This is a genomic window from Sulfuricaulis sp., assembly GCF_024653915.1.
Lineage (GTDB): Bacteria > Pseudomonadota > Gammaproteobacteria > Acidiferrobacterales > Sulfurifustaceae > Sulfuricaulis.
Window position 1 is genome coordinate 23,163 of sequence record NZ_JANLGY010000001.1, and the last position, 23,102, is coordinate 46,264.

Annotated in this window: 23 protein-coding genes; 13 read left to right on the plus strand and 10 right to left on the minus strand. The window is 58.8% G+C overall.

The window, feature by feature from the left end; genetic code table 11:
• The first annotated feature begins 21 nt into the window (after nt 1-21).
• From NUV55_RS00110 to NUV55_RS00160, 11 genes are all read left to right on the plus strand, one after another.
• Entirely contained in the window at nt 22-2,181 is a 2,160-nt protein-coding gene (locus NUV55_RS00110; RefSeq protein ID WP_296669291.1) for a SulP family inorganic anion transporter, read from the plus strand.
• 90 nt (nt 2,182-2,271) lie between these two features.
• Nucleotides 2,272-3,567 (plus strand): HlyC/CorC family transporter, encoded by a 1,296-nt coding sequence (locus NUV55_RS00115; RefSeq protein WP_296669293.1) that lies wholly within the window; start codon nt 2,272-2,274, stop codon nt 3,565-3,567.
• Nucleotides 3,568-3,729: 162 nt separating this feature from the next.
• Nucleotides 3,730-5,757, plus strand: coding sequence for a hydrogenase 4 subunit B (hyfB, locus tag NUV55_RS00120; RefSeq protein WP_296669295.1), 2,028 nt, complete (start codon nt 3,730-3,732; stop codon nt 5,755-5,757).
• The gene (locus NUV55_RS00125; protein WP_296669296.1) at nt 5,754-6,701 is read left to right on the plus strand and encodes an NADH-quinone oxidoreductase subunit H; all 948 of its coding nucleotides are present in this window, start codon (nt 5,754-5,756) and stop codon (nt 6,699-6,701) included. Before hyfB ends, NUV55_RS00125 begins: the two co-directional genes overlap by 4 nt.
• A gap of 1 nt (nt 6,702) precedes the next feature.
• Nucleotides 6,703-7,380, plus strand: coding sequence for a hypothetical protein (locus NUV55_RS00130; RefSeq protein ID WP_296669299.1), 678 nt, complete (start codon nt 6,703-6,705; stop codon nt 7,378-7,380).
• Nucleotides 7,377-8,843, plus strand: a complete 1,467-nt coding sequence (locus tag NUV55_RS00135) for a hydrogenase 4 subunit F (RefSeq protein ID WP_296669300.1) — start codon at nt 7,377-7,379, stop codon at nt 8,841-8,843. The genes NUV55_RS00130 and NUV55_RS00135 overlap by 4 nt, the downstream gene beginning before the upstream one ends.
• The gene (locus NUV55_RS00140; protein WP_296669302.1) at nt 8,840-10,423 is read left to right on the plus strand and encodes an NADH-quinone oxidoreductase subunit C; all 1,584 of its coding nucleotides are present in this window, start codon (nt 8,840-8,842) and stop codon (nt 10,421-10,423) included. The genes NUV55_RS00135 and NUV55_RS00140 overlap by 4 nt, the downstream gene beginning before the upstream one ends.
• Before the next feature lie 3 nt (nt 10,424-10,426).
• Complete coding sequence (locus NUV55_RS00145; RefSeq protein ID WP_296669304.1) at nt 10,427-10,951, plus strand: hypothetical protein; 525 nt, start codon at nt 10,427-10,429, stop codon at nt 10,949-10,951.
• Nucleotides 10,952-11,026: 75 nt separating this feature from the next.
• Nucleotides 11,027-12,088: a carboxysome shell carbonic anhydrase domain-containg protein gene (locus tag NUV55_RS00150; RefSeq protein WP_296669305.1), complete on the plus strand. Its 1,062-nt coding sequence runs from the start codon at nt 11,027-11,029 to the stop codon at nt 12,086-12,088.
• Between the two features lie 13 nt (nt 12,089-12,101).
• The gene (locus tag NUV55_RS00155) at nt 12,102-13,049 is read left to right on the plus strand and encodes a D-2-hydroxyacid dehydrogenase (RefSeq protein ID WP_296669307.1); all 948 of its coding nucleotides are present in this window, start codon (nt 12,102-12,104) and stop codon (nt 13,047-13,049) included.
• 30 nt (nt 13,050-13,079) lie between these two features.
• Nucleotides 13,080-13,916, plus strand: coding sequence for a pyruvate, water dikinase regulatory protein (locus NUV55_RS00160; RefSeq protein ID WP_296669309.1), 837 nt, complete (start codon nt 13,080-13,082; stop codon nt 13,914-13,916).
• Here NUV55_RS00160 and tsaB read toward each other — a convergent pair.
• The 9 genes from tsaB to ribBA all read right to left on the minus strand — a co-directional run bounded on the left by tsaB (nt 13,913) and on the right by ribBA (nt 20,191).
• The gene (gene tsaB / locus NUV55_RS00165; protein WP_296669310.1) at nt 13,913-14,602 is read right to left on the minus strand and encodes a tRNA (adenosine(37)-N6)-threonylcarbamoyltransferase complex dimerization subunit type 1 TsaB; all 690 of its coding nucleotides are present in this window, start codon (nt 14,600-14,602) and stop codon (nt 13,913-13,915) included. The genes NUV55_RS00160 and tsaB overlap by 4 nt on opposite strands.
• A gap of 19 nt (nt 14,603-14,621) precedes the next feature.
• Nucleotides 14,622-14,969 (minus strand): hypothetical protein, encoded by a 348-nt coding sequence (locus tag NUV55_RS00170; protein WP_296669312.1) that lies wholly within the window; start codon nt 14,967-14,969, stop codon nt 14,622-14,624.
• Nucleotides 14,966-15,235: a hypothetical protein gene (locus tag NUV55_RS00175; RefSeq protein WP_296669313.1), complete on the minus strand. Its 270-nt coding sequence runs from the start codon at nt 15,233-15,235 to the stop codon at nt 14,966-14,968. The genes NUV55_RS00170 and NUV55_RS00175 overlap by 4 nt, the downstream gene beginning before the upstream one ends.
• Before the next feature lie 8 nt (nt 15,236-15,243).
• Complete coding sequence (locus NUV55_RS00180; RefSeq protein ID WP_296669315.1) at nt 15,244-15,660, minus strand: HIT family protein; 417 nt, start codon at nt 15,658-15,660, stop codon at nt 15,244-15,246.
• Between the two features lie 103 nt (nt 15,661-15,763).
• Nucleotides 15,764-16,963, minus strand: a complete 1,200-nt coding sequence (gene purT, locus NUV55_RS00185; protein ID WP_296669316.1) for a formate-dependent phosphoribosylglycinamide formyltransferase — start codon at nt 16,961-16,963, stop codon at nt 15,764-15,766.
• 12 nt (nt 16,964-16,975) lie between these two features.
• On the minus strand, nt 16,976-17,929 hold the full coding sequence (thiL, locus tag NUV55_RS00190; RefSeq protein WP_296669318.1) for a thiamine-phosphate kinase: 954 nt from the start codon (nt 17,927-17,929) through the stop codon (nt 16,976-16,978).
• A 171-nt stretch (nt 17,930-18,100) separates the two neighbouring features.
• A complete protein-coding gene (gene nusB, locus NUV55_RS00195; RefSeq protein WP_296669320.1) occupies nt 18,101-18,541 on the minus strand; it encodes a transcription antitermination factor NusB in 441 nt (146 codons plus the stop codon).
• Nucleotides 18,542-18,551: 10 nt separating this feature from the next.
• The gene (gene ribE, locus NUV55_RS00200) at nt 18,552-19,028 is read right to left on the minus strand and encodes a 6,7-dimethyl-8-ribityllumazine synthase (RefSeq protein ID WP_296669321.1); all 477 of its coding nucleotides are present in this window, start codon (nt 19,026-19,028) and stop codon (nt 18,552-18,554) included.
• Nucleotides 19,025-20,191 (minus strand): bifunctional 3,4-dihydroxy-2-butanone-4-phosphate synthase/GTP cyclohydrolase II, encoded by a 1,167-nt coding sequence (ribBA, locus tag NUV55_RS00205; RefSeq protein WP_296669323.1) that lies wholly within the window; start codon nt 20,189-20,191, stop codon nt 19,025-19,027. The genes ribE and ribBA overlap by 4 nt, the downstream gene beginning before the upstream one ends.
• A gap of 366 nt (nt 20,192-20,557) precedes the next feature.
• Here ribBA and NUV55_RS00210 point away from each other — a divergent pair, with 366 nt between their 5' ends.
• Together NUV55_RS00210 and NUV55_RS00215 are read left to right on the plus strand one after the other, a co-directional pair.
• Nucleotides 20,558-21,835, plus strand: a complete 1,278-nt coding sequence (locus NUV55_RS00210; protein WP_296669324.1) for a serine/threonine-protein kinase — start codon at nt 20,558-20,560, stop codon at nt 21,833-21,835.
• Between the two features lie 24 nt (nt 21,836-21,859).
• Nucleotides 21,860-22,441, plus strand: a complete 582-nt coding sequence (locus tag NUV55_RS00215) for a hypothetical protein (protein WP_296669326.1) — start codon at nt 21,860-21,862, stop codon at nt 22,439-22,441.
• A gap of 4 nt (nt 22,442-22,445) precedes the next feature.
• Here the strand turns inward: NUV55_RS00215 and NUV55_RS00220 are convergent, their stop codons facing one another.
• Nucleotides 22,446-23,102 (minus strand): riboflavin synthase, encoded by a 657-nt coding sequence (locus tag NUV55_RS00220; protein ID WP_296669327.1) that lies wholly within the window; start codon nt 23,100-23,102, stop codon nt 22,446-22,448.

Consider the following 23,102-nt stretch of genomic DNA (forward strand, 5'->3'; position numbering starts at 1 on the left):
GCGTGCCGGTGAAAGAATTGCATGATCCATAAATTGCGACTCCCGTTCAGTTTGCAACGATTCCTGCCGTTCCTGGCCTGGATCGGCGAGATCCGCAACAGCCAAGTGCTGCGTGCCGACCTGATTGCCGGAATCACCGTAGCGCTGGTTCTTGTCCCGCAATCCATGGCGTACGCGCAGCTCGCCGGGCTGCCGGCCTATTACGGGCTCTATGCGGCGTTCTTGCCGCCCATGGTCGCCGCGCTGTTCGGTTCCTCGCGCCAGCTCGCCACCGGCCCGGTCGCCGTGGTGTCGCTGCTCACGGCCGCGGCGCTGCAACCGATCGCGGCAAGCGGCAGCCCGGGCTACGTGGCTTATGCCATCACCCTGTCGCTGTTCGTCGGCCTGTTTCAGCTCGGCCTGGGACTGCTGCGGCTCGGCGTGGTGGTGAATTTCCTTTCGCACCCCGTGATCATCGGCTTCACCAATGCCGCCGCGATCATTATCGCCACTTCGCAGCTCGACAAGATATTCGGCGTGCGCGTTGAAAGCGCCGAACATCATTACGAAACCGTGTGGAATACGATAGTAGCCGCCGGCCATCAGATGCACTGGCCGACATTCTTCATCGCTTCGGGCGCGTTCGCCATCATGATTGTTTTGCGGCGGATCGACCCGCGCATTCCCAACGTGCTCATCGCCGTCGCCGTCAGCACGACACTCTCCTGGATCATCCGCTTTGAGCACATCGAGACGGCCGATATCGCCCAGTTCGAAAACAAGTCGGTGCAGCTGGTGGTGCGCGACGAAATCGCGCTCACGCGCGAGATTCCGGAGCTCGACAAGGAGATACTCGACGCGGAGACGCAGTATCGTCAAACGCTCTCCCGGTTCGGCACCGACAACTCACGCACCCTGCTCGCCCAGCACGCCTACGACACGCTGAAGCTCAAGCGCGAGCGACGCATCAAGAGCGTCAAAACCGATATCGAAGAAATCAAGAAAATCCGTTTCGATCACGTGCCGGGTCCAGGGGACGCACTGGGCCGGTTCTACCTGCATGGACACGCGCCGCCGGGCGCCGTGGTCGACGGACGGCTGTGGCGCATCCGCAGCGTTGACGGGGAAAAGCTGGTCATGAACGGCGGCGGCAACGTGGTCGGTAGCATTCCCAGCGGCCTGCCGTCGCTGGCGCTGCCGAAGCTCGACTTCGGCGCCATGTTGCAGCTGCTCTCAGCGGCGATCACCATTTCGCTCATCGGCTTCATGGAGGCAATTTCGATCGCCAAGGCCATGGCCACCAAGACGCGCCAGAAACTGGACGCCAACCAGGAACTGATCGGTCAGGGGCTGGCCAATATGGCCGGCAGCCTTGCGCTGAGTTATCCCACTTCCGGTTCATTCTCGCGCTCCGCAGTCAACATCAACGCCGGCGCCGTAACCGGGTTTTCCTCGGTGGTTACCAGCATCATTGTCATCATCACCCTGCTGTGGCTGACACCGCTGCTGTACCATCTGCCACAGGCGACCCTGGCGGCGGTCATCATGATGGCGGTGGTTGGCCTGATTAACGTCAAGGCTATTCAACATGCCTGGAAGGCGCAACGTCAGGATGGCGTCGTTGCCGTAGTCACGTTCATGCTGACACTGGCGTTCGCACCGCACCTGGACAAAGGCATACTGATTGGCGCCGGCCTCGCCCTGATGCTCTATCTTTACCGCACCATGCAGCCGCGCGTGGCGGTGCTGGCGCGCCACCCGGATGGGACCCTGCGCGACGCGGAGATGTTCGGCCTCGACACCTGCAAGAACATCACCATGATCCGCTTCGACGGTTCGCTCTATTTCGCCAACACCGGCTATTTCGAGGACAAGATCCAGGAGCGCGTTGCCACCAAGCCCGAACTCAAATACGTGATCGTGCTGGCTGACGGCATCAATCAGGTAGATGCCACCGGCGAGGAAATGCTTTCGCATATGAGCGAGCGGCTGCAAGCCGGAGGCATCGAGATCTTGTTCGCTGGCGCGAAAAAACAGGTGCTGGACGTATTCCAGCGCACCGGTCTGTATCAACATCTCGGCGCCGAGCGCTTCTTCCGCACGGAAGAGCAGGCGCTGGATCATGTCTGGAAAAAACTCGGCAACAATCACGAAGTGGATTGTCCGCTCAATATCGTGTGTCCGGTCGCGCCAGCGAAGTAGTTGCAAATTTCCTTGCCCGACGCTGAATTGGGGAGGGCACGGCAATGATGCTAGAATCAGCATTCCGCATGTTGATGAGGCTGACAAGCTTTGGGTGACATTTCCACCGGCATTCTGATCGGTGCGCTAGTTTTCCTGGTGTTCCTCTCCGCCTTCTTCTCGGCTGCCGAGATCGCGATGGTGAGCCTCAACCGCCACCGGCTGCGGCATCTTGCCACCTCTGGCCACCGTGGCGCGCAGATCGCCCAGCGCCTGCTGTCCCGTCCCGATCGCTTGATCGGCGTGATTCTCCTTGGCAGCAATACAGTCAATGCACTGTTCTCGGCGCTCACCACCGTCACCGTCATTCATCTGTGGGGCGAGGAAGAAAGCTCGATCGCTATCGCGACCGTTATCATCACGCTGGTCATCCTGATATTCACTGACCTCGCGCCGAAAACACTCGCCGCTCTGCATCCGGAACGCATCGCCTTCCCCAGCGCCTTCGTGTTGCGGCCGATGCTGTGGCTCATCTACCCGGTGGTGTGGGTTATCAACGGCATGGCCAACGGTCTGTTGCGGCTCATCGGCGTGCGCGTGCAGGCCCGTTCCGCCGACCAAGTGAGCCCGGAGGAATTGCGCGCCATCATCATGGAAGCCGGCGTGCTGATACCGGAATCGCATCAGGACATGCTGCTGGCAATCCTCGACCTGGAAAAGATCACTGTCGACGATGTGATGGTGCCGCGTGGAAAAATCGAAGGCGTCAATCTCGACGTCGAATGGGACGATATCGTGTCCCAGCTTACCGGCAGCCGCTACACCCGGCTACCGGTTTACCGCGGCAGCCTCGACAACGTCAGCGGCATGATCCACGTGCGTCGTGTGCTGAACCTGATGCGCGAGGGCAAGCTCGACAAAGAGTCGCTGGAACAGGCCGTCGTTGAGCCCTATTTCATTCCATCGGGCACGACGCTGACGACGCAGCTGCTGAACTTCCGGCAGGTTAAACGCCGCGTCGGTCTCGTGGTGGACGAATACGGCGACATCCAGGGGCTGGTCACGCTGGATGAAATCCTCGAGGAGATCGTCGGTGATTTCACCGCCCACGCCATGGGCAGGATCGAGGACGTCCACCCCCAGAGCGACGGCAGCTACCTTATTCGCGGCACGGTGAGCCTGCGCGACCTGAACCGCCAGCTCGACTGGAAACTGCCCACCGACGACTCCCGCACCCTCAATGGGCTGATCGTGGAATACCTGGAAGATATCCCCGAGCCCGGGACCAGCCTGATGATCCACGGCTTCCAGGTGGAAATCCTGCGCACCCGCGGCACTGCCATCGAGATCGCACGCGTGCGACCGGCTGCAAATCTCACGGCCGAAACCCCCTCCGCACCTGAATGATCGAGGACGGCAACGGCTTGAATTTTCCACCCCCAGGCTCTAGCATCCCGCGCAACAAGACGCGGCAGGAAACCCCCGCGTTGTTTCGCGAAGGTTTAAATAAATCAACAAGATAACGCAAGTGGGGAACCGCCCCCTGCGCATTGCCGGTTAACCACAATCTTGTCGCCTCTAACACTCGCCTATCTGGCCCTCATCAGCGCCCTGGCCTCCGGGATCATCGCGTTGGGAGCGGACCGTTACCCCGCCCTGTTGCGCTATGGCTCATCCATTCTGCTCGGCCTGTGCGGTCTGCTGGCGGTCATCACCGGTTTGTGGGCCATGATCGACGAAGCACCCACGAAAGATTTGCTCGCGCTCGGCCTGCCGTGGCTGAAGTGGCACCTGCGACTGGATGCGCTCTCCGGATTTTTCTTTGGCGTCGTCGGGATACTCGTGTTTGCCGTCAGTCTGTTTGCCCCCGGCTACCTGCGCGAATATACCCACCGGAAAAACCAAAACGCACTTTCGGTGCTCGGCCTGTTCACGGGTCTGTTCATCCTGGGCATGCTCCTGGTGCTGCTCGCGGACGACGCTTTTGTCTTCATGATCTCGTGGGAGTTGATGTCGGTCTCGAGTTATTTTCTGGTCGTGTATCAGCATCAGCACGCCGCCAACCGGCGCGCGGCATTTCTGTACCTGCTCATGGCGCACATCGGCGGTCTGGCGATACTTCTGGGTTTCGGCGTGCTCGCCGGTTTTGGCGGCGGGTTTACTTTCGGTGCCATGCGCGCGGCGGAACTTTCCGCCACCTGGGCCTCGATCGCGTTCGCGCTGGCTTTCTTCGGCTTTGGCATGAAGGCCGGCATGGTGCCGCTGCATGCGTGGCTGCCGGAGGCGCATCCGGTGGCGCCCTCGCATATCTCGGCACTGATGAGCGGCGTCATGCTGAAGGTAGCCATCTACGGACTGATCCGTTTCACCTACGATCTGATCGGCGATATTCAGTGGCAGTGGGGCTTGGTCATGCTGGTCATCGGTTCGGCATCCACCCTGCTTGGCGTGCTGTACGCGATGCTGCGCAACAATCTCAAGCGCCTGCTGGCTTACAGCTCGATTGAGAATATCGGCATCATCCTCTCCGGTCTCGGCCTGTCCATGATTTTCATCGGCACCGGCCACAAGATTCTGGGCGTGATTGGATTGATCGCGGCGCTTTATCACGTCCTCAGCCACGCGCTGTTCAAGGGCCTGTTGTTTCTGGGCGCCGGCGCCATCGCGCATGCCACGCATGAATACGATCTCAATAACATGGGCGGCCTGATCCGGCGCATGCCGCAGACGTCGGTCTTTTTCCTGATTGGGTGCATGTCCATTGCCGGCATACCATTGCTCAATGGCTTCGTCTCGGAATGGCTGACGTTCCAGACCGCCTTGCAGGCACCGGTGCTCGAGAGCGGCGTGCTACGCAGCATCATCCCGGTGGCGGCGGCGGTGCTGGCGCTGTCGGCCGCGCTCGCGGCCGCCTGTTTCGTCAAGGTCTACGGCGTCGCCTTCCTGGGGCAGGCGCGCAGCCGCCACGCGGCGCGGGCGCGCGAGGTTGATTTCGGCATGCGCGCCGCCATGGGGTTGCTCGCTTTCTTGTGCGTGGTTTTCGGAATTTTTCCCTCGACGGTGATCAGTATTATCGATGCGGTTCCCAACCTGCTTCTGGGGGCCGGGCCTCCCAGCGCCACGGCGCAGGGCTGGTTGTGGCTCACGCCGATTTCGCCCAAGGTGGCTTCCTACTCCGCGCCGCTGGTGTTCGTGGCCATCATTATATTTGCGTTGATCAGTTATCTGGTGCTGCGCCGGCGCGCGGTGGACATCCGGCGCGGTCCCGCCTGGGACTGCGGTTTCGGCTCGCTCAACTCGCGCATGCAGTATACCGGCACCGCCTTTTCCATGCCGATCCAGCGCATCTTCGCGCCGGTCTGGGACTTGAAAGAGGAAATCGAGGAAACGAAAAATTCCGCGCAACCATTGCGCACCGAGGGCATGCGCCATCAGATGCAGGCGCTGGACCGGTCCTGGTCGCGCGTCTATGAGCCGATTGGCCGCCTCGTGCTGCTGGCGGCGCGCCGCATCGGCCGCATCCAGACCGGCAGCATTCACACCTATCTCGCGTATTCCTTCTTTACGCTGATCCTGCTGTTGTGGGTGGTGACATGATTAGCTGGCTGCTGGCACTTGCCCAAACGCTTTTGTTCATCGCCATGGCGCCGTTCCTGCTTGGCTGGATCAAGCGCGTCAAATGCCACATGCAGAACCGCGCGGCGCCGTCGCTGTGGCAGCCCTACCGCGACCTCGCCAAACTGTTCCGCAAGCACGTGGTGATGGCGGAGCAGGCCTCGTGGATCTTCCGCGCCACGCCCTACATCGTGTTCGGCGCCACCGTGCTCTGCGCCGCCGTGGTGCCGCTGGTGGCGGTGAACCTGCCAACGGCTGCCATTGCCGACGTCATTGTGCTGGTGGCTTTCTTTTCGCTGGCGCGCTTTTTCACGGCGCTGGCCGGCATGGACGTCGGCACCGCCTTTGGTGGCATGGGCTCCTCGCGTGACATGATGATTGGCGCGCTCGCCGAACCTGTCTTGCTGATGGCGGTGTTCACGATGGCGATGACGGCCTCCACCACCAACCTGTCGGAGGCCACGACGTACACGTTGAACAGCGGATTGGTCCTGCGGCCTTCGTATATCTTCGCGATGCTGGGGCTGATGATGGTGGCGGTGGCGGAAACCGGGCGCGTGCCGGTGGACAACCCGGCCACGCACCTGGAGCTGACCATGGTGCATGAGGCCATGATCCTGGAATACAGCGGCCGCCATCTGGCGCTGATCGAATGGGCCGGCCAGATCAAGCTGATGATTTACATGGTGCTCATTGCCAATATCTTTTTCCCCTGGGGCATCGCCACTGAGTTGGAGGCGAACGACCTTGCCGTGGGCCTGGTCGCCATCGCCGGGAAGCTCGTATTGCTCGGCGTCGTGCTCGTTACCTGGGAAACCGTGATGGCCAAGATGCGTTTGTTCCGCGTACCACAGTTTCTGGGCTTCGCGTTCCTGCTGAGCCTGCTCGGCATGCTGACGCACGTTGTGTTAGAGACGGGAGGCTGATATGGATTTTACGCAACTCAGTCTCTACGATCAGGCGATTCTGCTGTTCGCGGCGCTCATTCTTTTCACGTCATTTATCATGCTGGCGCAGCCGCGCATCGTGCCGTTGATTCATGCATTTGCCTGGCAGGGCGTGTTGCTCGCCGTTACGACGACGCTCGTGGCCTACGCCACGGATCACCCGCATCTCTACATTTCGGCCGGCATGACCTTCGCGCTCAAGGCCCTGTTGATTCCCTGGATGCTGCACCGGCTCGCGGTCCGGCTCAAGATTCATCGCGATATCGAGGCCGTGACGTATCCGTCCCTGACGCTGCTGGCCGGCGCCAGCCTCGTCGTCTTCAGCTATTACGTCGCGATCCCCATCGTGCAGCTCTCGGCGCTGGTGGCGCGCAATGCCATCGCCATCAGCATCGCCATCATTCTGCTCGGCATGCTGATGATGATCACGCGCAAGAAGGCGATCTCCCAGGTGGTCGGCTTCATGTCTATCGAAAACGGATTGTTCTTTGCCGCGGTGGTGTCGACCTACGGTATGCCGATGGTGGTCGAACTGGGCGTCGCCTTCGACGTGCTGGTAGCCGCGATTCTCTTTGGCGTGTTCTTCTTCCAGATGCGCGAGTCCATCGATTCGCTCGACGTGGACCGGCTTAACCGGCTGCGGGAGGGGGACGAATGACGGCGGTGTGGCTGATCCTGCTGATTCCTCTTGTCGGCATCGTCTTGATGGCGCTCATTGGCCATACCCGCGTGGCCGGCTGGTTCAACGTCACCATGTCCGCCGTGAGTTTTGTGGTTTCGGTGTGGCTGGCGCTGATCGTGTACGCGGATGGGCCGCTGCTGTCCCCGAGCCGCATGCTTTATATCGACGCTTTCAATGTTTACCTTGTCACGCTCACGGCCTTCGTGGGACTGACCACGGCGATCTTCTCGCGTCCCTACATGCAGCACGAAGTTGAAACGCGACAGATCAGCAAGGGCCGCATGCGGTTGTATCACTCCATGTACCAGGGCTTCATGTTCGCCATGCTGGCGGCGCTCACGACTAATAATGTCGGCATCCTGTGGGTGGCGATGGAGGGGGCAACGCTGGCCACCGTGTTACTCGTCTCACTTTACCGCACCCCGGAAGCAGTGGAGGCCGCCTGGAAGTATTTCATACTCTGCGGTGTCGGCATTGCCCAGGCGCTGTTCGGCACGGTGCTGCTGTTTTTCGCGGCAGAGCGTGTCGTGACCGTGCGCGATGACGCACTGCTATGGAATGTGTTGTACAGCTCCGCCGCGCAGCTGGAGCCGACGGTGCTGACACTGTCGTTTGTGTTCCTGCTCGTGGGCTACGGTACCAAGGTGGGCCTGGTGCCGCTCCACAACTGGCTGCCGGACGCGCACTCCGAGGGCCCCACGCCGATGTCGGCAATTCTTTCCGGATTGCTGCTCAATGTCGCGCTGTACGCGCTGGTGCGCGTGAAAATGATCGTTGACGGTTCGCTGCAAAACCATCTGGCGGGATACTTGATGATGGCCTTCGGCCTGCTGTCGTTCACGGTCGCGTGCCTGTTCCTGCATCGCCAGCGCGACATCAAGCGCATGTTCAGCTATTCGTCCATCGAGCACATGGGATTGATGACTTTCGCTTTTGGTATCGGCGGACCGATCGCCACGTTCGGAGCGTTGCTGCACATGACGGTGCACTCGCTTACCAAGTCCGCCATTTTCGTCACGGTTGGTCACGCGGCCCAGATTGCCGGCACCCAGTCCATTGAAAAAATCCGCGGGCTGATCCGCACTCAGCCTACCGTCGGCTGGGGGTTGTTGATCGGCACCATGGCCATCGCCGGGTTTCCGCCGTTTGGAGTGTTTACCAGCGAATTCCTCGTGCTCGTCGCCACCATGAAATCCTGGCCGTGGCTGACCGTGCCGCTGCTCGTGGGGCTGGCGGTGGCATTCGCCGGTTTGTTCCGGCACATCCATCCGATGGTGTACGGCGATCAGCCGGAAGGCCAGGTGCCGGTGAAGGCCAACATGTTGCCGGTGATGATCCAGCTCGGGCTGGTGCTCTGGCTGGGCATCGCCATTCCCGTGTTTCTGTCGAAATGGTTTGAGCAGGCCACGGTGCTGATTTCCGGGAGTTCACCGCTATGACTGCCGACTGGCTGACTGCTTTTCTCGGCAGGCTCACGACGCGGGAGATTCAGGCGCAGGAGGAGCCGGCGGCCGGTTTGGCACCGGCTCACCTGTTGACCGTCCAAGCCGATGACTGGGGACAATTTGCCCATGAGGCTAAAAACTGGGATTGCCGCTGGGTGGCGGCCTGGGGCGAGGACAGCGGGGATGACCTCATCGCCAATGCCTGTTTTGAAAAAGACGGCACCTATCTGGTGGCGCGCACGCACGTCAAGCGCGCGACTCCCATTTTGCCCTCGCACACGCCTTATTTTCTGGCGGCCGATCGCCCCGAGCGCCACATGCAGGACATGTTTGGGATTGCCTTCATGGATCATCCGGATCCGCGCCGTTGGACGCGGCACCGGGCGTGGAAGGAGTCCGAGTATCCGCTACGCAAGAATTTTCCCGCGGCAGGAAATCCGCTTGCCCAGACACCCCCGAACGACAACTACCGCTTCCTTTTCGCGCACGGCAGCGGTGTGTACGAGATTCCCGTTGGCCCGGTGCACGCGGGCATCATCGAGCCGGGACATTTCCGTTTTCAGGCCGTGGGCGAGACCGTGCTCAACCTGGAAGAGCGGCTGGGCTATGTGCACAAAGGTATCGAGAAAATCGCGGAAGGACGCGACGCCAAGGGATTGGCGCGTCTCGCGGGACGCGTTTCCGGTGACTCCACCGTGGCGCACGCCTGGGCCGCCTGCATGGCGATGGAAAAGGCGGCAGGCATCGAAGTGCCGCCGCGGGCGCTGGCGCTGCGCGCCATCATGGCCGAGCGTGAGCGCGTGGCCAATCATCTGGGCGACATCGGTGCGATTTGCAACGACGTTTCATTTGCCTTTGCCTTTTACCAGTTCGGACGCTTGCGCGAAGTCTGGCAGCGCGTATCGCGCGAGACCTTCGGTCATCGCTTCATGATGGACCGTATTGTTCCGGGAGGCGTGCTTTCGGATCTTGACGATCAGGCGTCGGGATCGATGCAAAAGCAGATGGTATCTCTGAAAAAAGAACTCGATGGCCTGTATAACATCATTGACGACTTGCCCTCGCTCGAAGACCGGCTCGATACCACCGGACACCTCAGCCCGGAAACCGCCAAGGCCTTCGGGGCGCTGGGCTACGTGGGACGCGCCAGCGGCATACCGTACGACGTGCGCAAGGATGCGCCGTATGCGCCCTACGACCGTTTGAGCGTCGAGGTGCCGGTATTTCAAGACGGTGACGTCGCCGCGCGTGTCAAGGTGCGGGCAGAGGAAATCCTGGCGTCATTCAAGCTGATTGAAACACTGATCGAATATTTGCCCCCCGGGTCTGTACGCGCTGACTGGAAACCTGCGCCGGCGGGCGCCGAAGGCCTGGGATTCACTGAGGGTTTCCGTGGTGAAATTCTTGCTTACGTGCGCTTCGGCGAAAACGGACAGATCGCGCGCTACTTCCCGCGCGATACGAGCTGGCTGACCTGGCCGACGCTCGAGAAGCTGATACGCGACAACATCGTCCCGGATTTTCCGGTATGCAACAAATCCGTGAACGGCTCTTATTCTGGACACGATTTATAGATCATGCTGCGTATACTTGGAAAAATTCAACGTATCGGCATCGTCACCGAGCCTCTGCCGAAAATTGACGAGCCCGCGCTCGAAGAGGTGGGTGCGCAGATCAAGGCAAAGATCGGCGAGATGTTCAGCGGCAGCCTGGCGATCCGTCAGGTGGACGCCGGATCGTGCAATGGCTGTGAGCTGGAGATCCACGCGTTGAACAATCCTTATTATGGTATCGAGCGTTTCGGTGTGCATTTCGTCGCCAGCCCGCGCCATGCCGACATGCTGCTCGTGACCGGGCCGGTGTCGCGCCACATGGAGGCGGCGCTGCGCCGTACTTATGATGCCACGCCGGAGCCCAAGCTCGTGATTGCCGTCGGCGAATGCGGCGCCAATGGCGGTGAATTTGGCGTGAGCTATGCTTCGTGCGGCGCGGTGTCGAACGTCATTCCGGTGGATGCGGTCATCCGTGGCTGCCCGCCGACACCACTGGATCTGATGCGCGGGATACTACAAGCCGTCGGGGAACTGCCTGCCCTCAAATGATTCTGCGATCCATAGGTTCTGCTGCGGGACGGGCCGCCCTTGCCGTTCCGGGGTGATGCCCGTATAAAGCTTTCAATGGATACCCACAATAAACCCATCGCGCAGCGCATCGAATGGCTGATGGAGCATGCGCACCGGCACGCGGAGGCCTTTACCAGTTCCGAGGCCTTTCTTGCCCGGCAACGCTATCTGGCGCAGCACACGTCGGCGGTGGCGGCGCTCAAGTGCATGGATGGGCGGATAAATCTTTCTGTTGCCACCCATACGCCGCTTGGCATCATCCAGCCTTTTCGCAATCTCGGTGGAATGTTCGATCTCGGTTGGCCCCACCTGGGCGAGGTACTCGCCAGTTATGTGCATGACAAGGTCGCCACCGGGCGCCGCGTGCTGCTGCTCATCACTTATCACTATTCGAAAAGCGACAAACAGCGGGGCTGCGCCGGTTTCAACTTCGACACCGAAGCCGCGCGTGCACATACTTATGCCATCAAGCGTCAGGTCGAGCATGTCTTCGGCGCCAATCACGACACGGTCTATCCGATCGTGTGCGGCTTCGAAACCGACGAGGACGCGCTGGTGCTGCACGGCACCAACGGCGAGCCGATGGATGTGTCACGTCTTGCCGCACGCGACCAGGAGGGTTTGCGCCCGGCGCTGGAAAAAATATTCCCGGATATGCCGAGCCAGGTGCGGTTCGATCTGGAGCCACTGGTGCTCGGCAACCAGGCGCGTATCGCCGAGGTGCGCAAGCTATCGCGCACGCTGGATGTGGAACACCGCGAGTGGATGATCTGCGTCGGGCGCGGCTTCGATTTTTTGCACATGCCCAACCTCGCGCTGATCATTGGCCCTTACAGCCCGAATCTTGCCGAGCCGATCAGCATTGCCGGCGGCATTATCGAGAACAACATGCGCGCGAGGCGGATACCCGACGACGGTTTCCTGCTGCTGGCCTCGGTGCCCTATGCCGAAATCGGCGTGGACCGCGCGCGTGCCGAACTGAAATCGCGTTTTCTTTCGAAGTTCGCCGCCGATGTCATCCGCAGCGGACATCCGTCGCTCGCGGCCAAGATGCAGGTGCGCACCGCCGTGCTTGATTGGCGTTCTCGTACTCTGGAGACTATCAACGCAGAATAGCCCTTATCCATCCGTGGAACACATCGTCTTTCTCGACCGTGACAGCATTCAGGCCAATATTCGCCGGCCCGGATTTCCGCACGAATGGCGTGATTACCCGGCAACCATTGCCACGCAGGTCACCGATCATTTGAGTAATGCGACCATTGCCATCAGCAACAAAGTTCCGCTGATGGCAGAGAACCTCTCACCGCTCCGGAATCTCAAGATGATCGCGGTATGCGCCACGGGAACCAACAACATCGATCTCGATTATTGTCGTGAGCATAAGATCACTGTCTCGAATATCCGTAACTATGCTGTGAATGCCGTTCCCGAGCATGTCTTCACCTTGATCCTGGCTCTGCGACGCAATCTTCCAGGTTATCGCGAAGATGTAAACAACGGGCTGTGGCAGAAGGCCGAACAATTCTGTTTGTTCACCCGCCCCATCCTGGATTTGCACGGCAGCACGCTGGGCGTGATTGGCCACGGGGCGCTGGGCCAGGCCACGGCCAAACTGGGTGAGGCCTTCGGCATGCGCGTACTTTTTGCCGAACATAAGGGTGCGGCACAAATCAGGTCTGGTTACACATCCTTCGAGACCGTCCTCGCTGACAGCGATGTCATCAGCCTGCACTGCCCGCTTACACCCGCGACGCACCATCTGATCGGCGCACCGGAATTCAGGGAAATGCGCCGTCACGCCTTGCTCATCAACACCGCCCGCGGCGGCTTGGTGGATGAAGCGGCGCTGGTACAGACGCTCAAGGATGGCGTGATCGGCGGAGCGGGATTCGATGTGCTGACTACAGAACCTCCGCGCGCAGGTAATCCACTGCTCGATCTTCGCCTGCCCAATTTCATCCTGACGCCGCACGTCGCCTGGGCCAGCCGCAACGCCATGCAGATCATGGCGGACCAGCTGGTCGACAATATCGAAGCCTTCGTCCGCAGTGCGCCGCAAAATCGGGTCGTCTAGGCAACGTTACAGGACTACAATTGCACAGGCATGACGCCCGCCAAACCCCAGCGTACTGTGTTTTTCGTCTCCGACCGCACCGGCATCACGGCCGAGCTGCTGGGTAAGACGTTGCTGACACAGTTTCCCGGTATTGAATTCCGCCGACGTACCTTGCCGTTTGTGGATACGGTGGAAAAAGCAAAAACTGCACTCGCGGAGATCAATGACACCGCCCAAAAGGAAATTCAGCGGCCAATCGTCTTCAGCACCTTGATCAATGAAGAGGTTCGCGCGTCAATGACATCCGACAGCGCCCTGTTCATCGATCTCTTCGCGAATTTCATTCAGCGCCTGGAAGCGGAATTGGGCCTGGAGTCTTCCCATGCCCTCGGACTCAGCCACGGCATGGGTGATGAGCTGGTCTACCAGAAACGCATGGACGCATTGAATTACACGCTGTCACATGACGACGGCATGCATACCAACAACTATGACCGGGCCGAGGTGATCCTGGTCGGTGTATCACGCACCGGCAAAACGCCCACCTGTCTTTATCTGGCGATGCAGCACGGTATCTGTGCCGCCAATTATCCGCTGACACCCGATGATTTTACCGATCATGCTCTGCCGAAACCGCTGCTGCCGCACCGCGCCAAGTTGTATGGTTTGACGATACTGGCTGAGCGGTTGGCTAAAATCCGTCACGAACGCAAGCCCGAAAGCCGTTATGCCTCCCTGGAAAATTGCCAGAGCGAAATCCGCGCCGCCGAGGCTCTGCTGCGCCAGGCGCATATCCCCATTCTCGATACCACCACCATGTCCGTGGAGGAAATCGCTATCTCGATTCTTTACGGAACGGGTCTGATCAAGCGCCTTAAAAATTAACTGACGCCGCGTTCTCTGGCTTTCGCCTGCTTCACTGCCACATCATCTCGCACATAGACCGGCAGTGCCTGTTCCGCGGGAAGCGCCTTTCCTGCTTGGCACGCCACAGCCCCAAGATGGCCAATATGCCGAGCGAGCGGATAAGCCCCTGTTTGCCATGTCATGACGTGCTTGCCCATACGCGCCAATAACGCCGCATGATACTGGTCCCAGCCATTGCCGGCGCCAACCCAATCATTTCCTTCAGGTAACCGAGCATCGGACGGTGCGACCACACTTTCAATGCCGATCAGTTCGACAATATTGTGATTATTTCTTACAAAAGCACCGAGATAGATCTGATTCATGTGCGCATCGAATGCCGCCAACACTTTGAGAGCATTCTCCCCCTGCGCCAATGCGGCAAGCGATGAAACTGGAACCACTGGGGTATCCGCTCCGAAAGCCAGGCCCTGCGCCACCCCCGCGCCGATGCGCAGCCCCGTGAACGACCCCGGGCCGCGACCGAAGGCAATCGCGTCGAACTGCGTCAGGGAAAACCCGGATTCCACCAGCAGGCCGTCCACCATGGCAAGAATGCGACCGGAATGCTGGTTGCCGGATTCAAATCGTTCCCTCACGGCACCATCCGTCCAGATCGCGACGGAACAGGCTTCGGTGGAGGTCTCCAGGGCGAGAATTTTCAAGGCAGGAAAAAACGGAAGCCTAGCTGTACATCGGTTTGTTGTCGTACAGATTCAACCAACCCTTGAGAATACGGTAGATCACCCAAAGTGCGACCACACCAATGATTATCCAGCCAATGATAAAAATATAGGTAAGCACTCCCAGCACAAACCACGGCAGACTGAACCAGAATGTGCGGATTTGCCAGCGGAAATGCGACTCAAGCCATGTTCCGCGCACATCGTCACCCTTGATGTAATTGATCATCACAGCAATGACAAAAGTAATAACAAACAGGAAGCTGACCGCCTGCAGGGCATATACCACCATGGTGATATTTTTCAGTCTCTGGAGATCGCTGGCATCGGACATGATGGGTTGATTCATTCCATTCCTCTGGGATTGTCATGGTGCTGTGTTAAGTGATTATCCGGCGGCAGGCAGGCGCGGCATCCCGGCCGGAAAACCGAATAATAACGAAAATACACGAATAGCCATACCGGCAGGAGCCCAATCCAAATCCACTCCCAGACGCCAGCTACCCGTTCACCTTTCCACCAGGCCACGGTAACCATGATCGACTGGATCAGGCTTAAAAAGAATACCATCCCCAGAATGAAGACGGCTGCTAATTTAATCCAGATGGCCTGCACAGGATGCTTCAGTCAAGCTGATCACCAAGCCGTTGTGCCAGCTCCCGGGCCAGCTCCGCACCGGTTTTCGTATGCGTGCGAGTGACGTGCTTGCGAACAACCCAAATCGGATCGGGAAAGTGAGCGTCGTCAGCAAAACGCGGGATAACATGCCAGTGTAAATGCGGAACCTGGTTACCCAGCGAGGCCAGATTGATTTTGTCCGGATGCATCGTTTCTCGCAGAATCTCCTCGGTAACGAATACCACCGCCATCAGATGCGAGCGCTCCGGTTCCGTGAGATCGGTCATTTCCTTCACGTGCGCCCCCCAGATTACCCGGCAGAAGCCGGGATAATCGGGGTCTTCCACGAAGATCACGCGGCATCTGTCGTCCTGCCAGAGGACTTTCTCATTTTCGGGATGACAGAGCAAACAAGGCTTCATAAAAAGAAAGAATTGACAGGATTTACGGGATTAAAACCGGAACGGAAGCAATTGAAAAGGCATTTTGTTTTTTGAATCCTGTAAATCCTGTCCATTCCAATTCTTATCCTTTCACTGTCTTTACCTTCGAAGCCGCGAGCTTGGCGCGGGAACGAGCCTCATCGGTCGTGGCGCCGTTTGCCAGCGCCACACCCATGCGCCGGCGCGTGAACGCCTCGGGCTTGCCGAACAACCGCAGATCGGACTGCGGCACACGCAGTGCCTCATCCAAGCCCTCAAAAGCAATGCCCTTGGCCTCCATGCTCCCGTAAATCACTGCACTCGCGCCGGGTGCACGCATGGCTACCGACACTGGCAGCCTGAGAATGGCGCGGGCGTGCAATTCGAACTCATTTTGGGCCTGACTGATCATGGTCACCATGCCGGTATCGTGCGGGCGCGGGCTGACTTCGCTGAACCAGACGTGATCGCCCTTGACGAACAGCTCCACGCCAAAAATTCCGCGGCCACCCAGATTGTCAGTGACTTTCCTGGCAATCTCGCGTGAGCGTTTCAGCGACTTTTCACTCATGGCTTGCGGTTGCCAGGATTCGACATAGTCTCCCTTGACTTGCACATGTCCGATCGGTTCACAAAAAAAGGTTTCCAATTTTCCCGAATCGCCGATAGCCCGCACTGTCAACAGCGTGATTTCATAATCGAACTTGATGATCTCTTCGACAATCACCCGAGTCTGATTAACGCGCGCGCCACTCATGGCGTATTCCCAGGCTTTGGCGACATCATCCGGCCCATTCACCACCGACTGCCCCTTCCCGGAGGAAGACATCACCGGCTTGATCACACAGGGATAACCAATGCCTCCATCAATGGCCTCTTTGAGCTCGGTCATGCTGGTGGCAAAGGCATAACGCGAAGTCGGCAGTTCCAGCGTCTCGGCCGCCAGCCGCCGGATTCCTTCACGGTTCATGGTGAGCTGTGTGGCGCGCGCCACGGGAATCACCTCAGCCAGCTTGTCGCGCTCAATTTCCGCCAGCATGTCCGTGGCGATGGCCTCAATCTCGGGGACGATGATGTGCGGGCGTTCCTTTTCCACCAATGCGCGTAGCGCGGCACCATCCGCCATGTTAATCACATGCGCACGGTGCGCGACCTGATGTCCCGGTGCATCGGGATAACGATCCACGGCGATGACTTCAACGCCAAATCGCTGCAAGGCAATAATAACTTCCTTGCCCAACTCTCCCGCGCCCAGCAACATGACCCGCGTCGCGCCGGGGCTCAGTGGTGTACCGATTTTCATTATTTTTAACCTCTACGCGAAATGATTGTGACCTGTTTCCCGTGGCTGATAGGGCTTACCGGCTTCATCGACGATACGCAGACCCGGCTCCGCTTCGATGACACCGATACGGTGAAATCCACAGGCAGGCGCAAGCTTTTCCAAGGCGGCTCTGTTTTTCTCCGGTGAGGTAAAACAGAGTTCGTAGTCATCACCGCTTGCCAGCACCATGTCCCAACCCGTCTCCCTGAGATGAGGTCGGCTGGTCGGGGAAACAGGTATTTTGTCGAGTCTGATTTGCGCGCCAACCTGGCTCATTTTCAGGATATGACCCAAATCCGCCAAGAGACCATCGGAAATATCGATGGCGCTGTGGGCAATACCCCGCAAGGCCATGCCCTCGCGCACACGTGGCGTAGGACGGTCCAGCCGCTCAGCAACAACCCCCAGTTCATGTTCTGATAAGCGAATACCGCCCAGACGGGAACGCAACGCCAGCGCCGCGTCACCCAATGTGCCCGTAATATAGATCCCGTCACCCGCCTTGGCACCCGACCGACGCAGCGCCTTGCCTGCGGGCACAAAGCCATGCGCCTCAATGGCGATGGCCAGCGGTCCGCGCGAGGTATCTCCGCCCACCAGTTGCACGTTATGTTCTTTAGCCAGCTGAAACATGCCCCGGCAAAACGGCTCAAGCCAGCGGGCATCTGCCTTGGGCAGCGTCAGGTTCAACAGGAACCAGGCCGGCTCCGTGCCCATGGCCGCGAGATCGCTCAAGTTGACCGCGAGGGCCTTGTGACCGAGGGTAAACGGGTCGACGTCCGGGAGAAAATGCACGCCGGAAACCAGCAGATCGGATGTCACCGCTAACAGTTGACCAGCGGGCGGTTGCAAGAGCGCGGCGTCATCGCCGATACCGGCGACCACATCAGGACGCGAGACGTCCTGGCGCGTAAAAAAATTGTGGATGAGCTCGAATTCCGTCATATGGAATTTTTTACCGACTCCTCCTCTCCCTCGACGGGAGAGGGCAAGGGGTGAGGGTGATGCGTCTCTGATAAGCACGCGGCATTATTATATCGCTCGGGATTTATATGATACCCCTCACCCTATCCCTCTCCCGCAAGGGGAGAGGGAAACCCTGCATTCGACTTCCCGTCAGGCCGTGGAACGCTCAGCCTTGATTTCGCGCGAACGCAGACCCGCGGCGATCTTGTCGAGAATGGCGTTGACGTATTTGTGGCCATGCTCGGCGCCAAAGGTTTTGGCCAGCTCTACGGCCTCGTTCAGGATGACCTTGTAGGGAATCTCGGGATGGAACTCGAACTCGTAGGTGCCGATGCGCAGGCACGCCAGCTCCACAGGATCAACGTCGTTGAGTTTACGGTCAAGATGCGGGGCGATGTGATCGTCCAGCTCGTGCAGATGCAGTGGAATCTCGCGCACCAGGTGATGGAAATAGTCGAGGTCGACGTCAGCCATCTCGTGATCGAGAATGAAGTGATCCTCGATATCGTGCGGCGGCTGCTCGGTAAGCTGCCATTGATAAAGGGCCTGCACGGCGGCGCGGCGAGCCTTGTGACGACTGCCCTTGACCATAGACCCTCCGTCAGACGCGCAATTTCTTGAGCAGATTTACCATTTCAATTGCGGTGAGCGCAGCATCCACGCCCTTGTTACCGCTCTTGGTGCCCGCGCGCTCAATGGCCTGCTCGATGGTGTCAACCGTCAACACGCCAAAGGCAACCGGCAGATCGAATTGCATGCTGACTTGCGAGACACCTTTGGCGCATTCGCCGGCAACGTATTCAAAATGCGGTGTCGCGCCGCGAATAACCGCGCCAAGCGCGATCAGCGCATCGTATTTACCGCTGGCAGCCATGGTTTTCAGAGTCAACGGCATCTCGAAAGCACCCGGCACGCGAACGACTTCTATGTTAACAGCTTCGGCACCATGACGCACCAGCGTGTCGATCGCGCCTTCGAGCAGGCGCTCACCAATGAAACTGTTGAAACGACCTAGAGCAATTCCAAAGCGTGCAGTGCGTGCAATCAAATCGCCATCAATGGTTTTAACATCATTCATCCGGATACCTTTTTGTTTTGTTTACGCTGAGTACCTGAGAGTTGCGCTGGGTCGTTTTCAATGTACTCCACGATCTCCAATCCGAAACCGGACAGGCCGGGTGCTTTCATGGCATGTCCCAACACGCGCATTTTGCTCACGCCGAGATCCGCCAAAATCTGGCTCCCCAAACCATAGGTGCGCATTTCCTGGTGACCGCGCTTGCCTGTGGTCGATTCTAATACTTTGCCCTGCTCCTGAAAATGCCGAACGCGCTGTACCAGATCAGCGGGCTTCTCATGCTGTTGCAGTATAACCATCACGCCCGCGCCTTCGGCAGCCACGTGTGCGAGCGCCTCGTGCAAGGTCCAGGAGCCGGCACGATGCGCCGTGGTGACGAGGTCGAGCAGGCTTTCTTGCATGTGCACGCGCACGAGCGCCGGGCGATCGCGGCGAATCTCGCCCTTGACCAGGGCAAGATGCACCGAGTCACTGATATCGTCATGGTAAGCCAGCACGCGGAAGTCACCGAATTCCGTCGGCATCGTGCACTCACCGACACGCTGGATGGTCGATTCGTGTTCCGTACGGTAGCGGATAATATCGGCGATAGTGCCAATTTTGAGACCATGCTGCTGGGCGAATTTTTCCAGTTCTGGAAGGCGCGCCATGGTGCCGTCTTCGTTCATGATCTCGCAGATGACGCTGGCTGCTTCTAGCCCGGCAAGACGCGCAAGATCAACACCCGCTTCGGTGTGTCCAGCGCGCGCCAGCACCCCGCCGCGCTGCGCCATCAGCGGGAATACATGGCCGGGTTGCACCAGATCGCTGGGCCTCGCGCCCTGCCTGACGGCAGCCTGGATAGTACGTGCGCGATCGGCGGCAGAGATACCGGTGGTCACGCCTTCCGCTGCCTCAATGGTGACAGTGAAATTGGTCGAACGCTGATGATGCGTGTCGTTCACCATGAGCGGCAGCTGCAACTGGCGACAACGATCCTGCGTCAGCGTGAGACAAATCAGGCCGCGGCCATAACGCGCCATGAAATTGATGTCCTCGGCACGCGCATGCACCCCGGCCATGACCAGATCACCTTCGTTCTCACGGTCCTCGTCGTCCATCAGAACGACCATACGGCCGCACTTAATGTCGCTGATGATCTCGTTAATCGGGCTGATTGGCATAAAACTACGGGAAAAGACTGAATTGGGCGTGCATTATCACCTATTTTCAAATCGGATGCCCTGATTCCAGAGTGAGGTGTGGTGCGCGCGCGGCGCGCCTCGGCTCGCCCCCTTCTCCCCTTGCGGGAGAAGGGATGGGGATGAGGGGTAAAACCCCCTCACCCTTTGCCCTCTCCCGCGAGGGGAGAGGGGAAGTCGGTGAACGTATTCATTTTGATTGGGCCGCCGTCTGTCGGGCTTTATCCAGCTTCTGTCCCGGCTTTTCTGGCCCAACGCAGTTCCGTGGCCATACTCCTAATATAGATGCGGGTACTGCCAGGGGGGTGGCGTCCGTGAACCCTTTATTTATGCCGGGTACACACAACTATGTCCGCCAAGACCAATAAGGCCGACAAACTGCAAAGCACGGTCATTATCGCCGGCCGCTTCACCGAACGTCGAGCACAGCTCACTACCCAACCCGTTGAAGAATCGGCAGCGGAGCCGCTTGAACCCGGCAGCATGGTCGGTCGTTACCTGACGCTGAGCCGGATCGGCGTGGGCGGCATGGGCATTGTGTATCGCGCTCACGATACCGAGCTCAACCGCACGGTCGCGCTCAAGGTGCTCCCTCCCAAGCTCAAAAAATACCCCGAATATCTGAAACGGTTTCACACCGAAGCCCAGGCCCAGGCGCGGCTGAACAGCCCCCATGTCGTCACGCTATACGAGCTGATGGACCATCCCGTAGGCCAGGTGTTGGTGCTTGAATATGTCGAGGGTGAAACGCTTGAGAGCCGTCTGCGCCATTACGGGCCCCTGTCCGTACCCGAAGCCATGCGCGTGTTCGAGCAGGCCATGCGCGGCGTGGAACACATCCATCGCATGGGCGTGGTGCATCGGGACCTCAAACCCAGCAATATTTTCATCACGCGCGACGGCGAGATCAAGCTGATGGATTTTGGCATCGCCCGGCTGATGGACAATCATGATCCGTCGCAAAATGGCGCCATGGTCGGCACGCTCCTGTACATATCACCCGAACAAATCAATGGGCGTGAGACGGATTGCCGTTCCGACGTTTACACGCTTGGCATCAGCCTGTTCGAGGCCGTTACCGGAAGGTTGCCGTTCGAGCGTCGCACCGATTACGGCCTCATGCACGCGCATGTTCAGGAAAATCCGCCCAGTCCCAAGGAATTCCAGCGCCGACTGCCACGCGAATTGGTATCCGTCATTCTCAAGGCCATCGCCAAAGACCCGAACCGGCGCTTCCAATCCGTGACGGAATTCCGCACGGCGCTGCAGGAGCTGGGACTGGTTGAGCGCCGGCAATCGGCCGACGCCGGCATTATTTCGGGGACACATCACAAACACCGTTCTACAGAGAATTCATCGCATCGCATCTGGGGTGGAGTCTGGATGGACTTTTCCATGGTGTCGGCCGTGTTTCTGCTGGCACTTATACTTGGTTTCTTTCCCGTACATCTTGGTCCGTCACGTAACCCATCGGACGAGGCGATGCATACACAAGCGGTCAAGTGGAAAAAAGCTTCGCCCGCGAATAAACCGACGGAGTCACGCGAAACAAAAGCCTACACACCCCAAAGGGTTATCGAGCGCAAGGACAAATACGAAACGCTGCGGCAAGCCTGGGGTGGCTAAGCCACAGCACAGCCAGGGACGGCCATGAAACAGGTGCTGTACTTCATTCCACTCAAGCGGATATTACCGGCCGTCCTCGCTGGTTTAGGCCTGCTGCTTTCCGGCTGCGCGTCGTTTCGTGAAACGACCTGCGCACAGTTCGAGGAGAATCGCCAGGAAGCAGACTACACCACTCAATACCATTTTCTGGAATCGGATTCAGAAACCGCCGCACGAAATTTCAAATCTTTGCCCAAAGACGCGCGCGCCGTCGTGCGACTGTACAAAATGCGGGTTGAAATACCCAAAATCGCTCCCTGCAACCATCTTATCGTCTACAAGGAATTTTATCTGCAGCGGAAAACAGGCGGGAACCTGGCGCTGGAGGAAGTGCGGGAATTTTACACCGCCGACGGTGCCTTGATTGCCACCAAGGTGGAGACCATTGGCAACCAACTGCGCACCAGCGGGTACTACATTGGCGATACGTCACTGCCTATTCCGGAGAAGGCCCCGCCGGGAAAATATCGTATCGTCAGCAAGTTGGTGTTGAAAGCGAAAAATACCTCACGCACCACACTGCTTGCCAAAACCAGCGTTAATTTCCAGGTAGTCTCCCGGAAATAATCATCTATTTGATGTAGCCGTGCCTGGCAAGAAAATCGTGTGTGATGCCTGAACTGTCTTGGGCGGCGCCTTCGCCGAGCATGAGTCGCTCGAGATACCGCGCCAGCAAATCCACCTCCAGATTTACTTTGGAACCCGGTCGCAGATTATCCAGCGTGGTTTCAGTCAATGTATGTGGCACGATGTTCACATCGAATTTTGCGCCGTTGACGGCGTTGACCGTGAGGCTCACACCATCCACACAAATCGAGCCCTTTTCCGCGATATAACGGGCCAATACATCCGGCGCCTGGAATCTGAACTGCACCGATCTCCCCTCTGGCTCGCGGCTGAGAACCGTTCCCACTCCGTCCACGTGACCACTGACCAGATGTCCCCCCAGCGGAGTACCAAGCGTCAGGGCTTTTTCCAGATTCACGGCATCGCTGGGTCGAAATGCAACCAGCGTCGTACGTGAAAGCGTCTCTCCCGAAACATCAGCGGAGAATCCCGATGTGGAATGCTCTACGACTGTCAGGCATATACCGCTGACGGCGATGCTGTCACCGGTATTAACGTTCGACATGTCAAGCCGGCCGGTATCAATGCGCACCTGCGAGTCGACACCCTTCTGCTCGATGGAGGCGATTTTTCCAACGGCTTGAATTATTCCGGTGAACAT

Excerpts from the sequence above, each read along its gene's own strand:
- NUV55_RS00110 (WP_296669291.1), top strand. The coding sequence starts at position 22 with ATGATCCATAAATTGCGACTCCCGTTCAGTTTGCAACGATTCCTGCCG.
- NUV55_RS00125 (WP_296669296.1), top strand. The coding sequence starts at position 5,754 with ATGATTAGCTGGCTGCTGGCACTTGCCCAAACGCTTTTGTTCATCGCC.
- NUV55_RS00130 (WP_296669299.1), top strand. The coding sequence starts at position 6,703 with ATGGATTTTACGCAACTCAGTCTCTACGATCAGGCGATTCTGCTGTTC.
- NUV55_RS00135 (WP_296669300.1), top strand. The coding sequence starts at position 7,377 with ATGACGGCGGTGTGGCTGATCCTGCTGATTCCTCTTGTCGGCATCGTC.
- NUV55_RS00140 (WP_296669302.1), top strand. The coding sequence starts at position 8,840 with ATGACTGCCGACTGGCTGACTGCTTTTCTCGGCAGGCTCACGACGCGG.
- NUV55_RS00145 (WP_296669304.1), top strand. The coding sequence starts at position 10,427 with ATGCTGCGTATACTTGGAAAAATTCAACGTATCGGCATCGTCACCGAG.
- NUV55_RS00150 (WP_296669305.1), top strand. The coding sequence starts at position 11,027 with ATGGATACCCACAATAAACCCATCGCGCAGCGCATCGAATGGCTGATG.
- NUV55_RS00160 (WP_296669309.1), top strand. The coding sequence starts at position 13,080 with ATGACGCCCGCCAAACCCCAGCGTACTGTGTTTTTCGTCTCCGACCGC.
- NUV55_RS00170 (WP_296669312.1), bottom strand. The coding sequence starts at position 14,969 with ATGAATCAACCCATCATGTCCGATGCCAGCGATCTCCAGAGACTGAAA.
- NUV55_RS00180 (WP_296669315.1), bottom strand. The coding sequence starts at position 15,660 with ATGAAGCCTTGTTTGCTCTGTCATCCCGAAAATGAGAAAGTCCTCTGG.
- purT (WP_296669316.1), bottom strand. The coding sequence starts at position 16,963 with ATGAAAATCGGTACACCACTGAGCCCCGGCGCGACGCGGGTCATGTTG.
- thiL (WP_296669318.1), bottom strand. The coding sequence starts at position 17,929 with ATGACGGAATTCGAGCTCATCCACAATTTTTTTACGCGCCAGGACGTC.
- nusB (WP_296669320.1), bottom strand. The coding sequence starts at position 18,541 with ATGGTCAAGGGCAGTCGTCACAAGGCTCGCCGCGCCGCCGTGCAGGCC.
- ribE (WP_296669321.1), bottom strand. The coding sequence starts at position 19,028 with ATGAATGATGTTAAAACCATTGATGGCGATTTGATTGCACGCACTGCA.
- ribBA (WP_296669323.1), bottom strand. The coding sequence starts at position 20,191 with ATGCCAATCAGCCCGATTAACGAGATCATCAGCGACATTAAGTGCGGC.
- NUV55_RS00210 (WP_296669324.1), top strand. The coding sequence starts at position 20,558 with ATGTCCGCCAAGACCAATAAGGCCGACAAACTGCAAAGCACGGTCATT.
- NUV55_RS00215 (WP_296669326.1), top strand. The coding sequence starts at position 21,860 with ATGAAACAGGTGCTGTACTTCATTCCACTCAAGCGGATATTACCGGCC.
- NUV55_RS00220 (WP_296669327.1), bottom strand. The coding sequence starts at position 23,102 with ATGTTCACCGGAATAATTCAAGCCGTTGGAAAAATCGCCTCCATCGAG.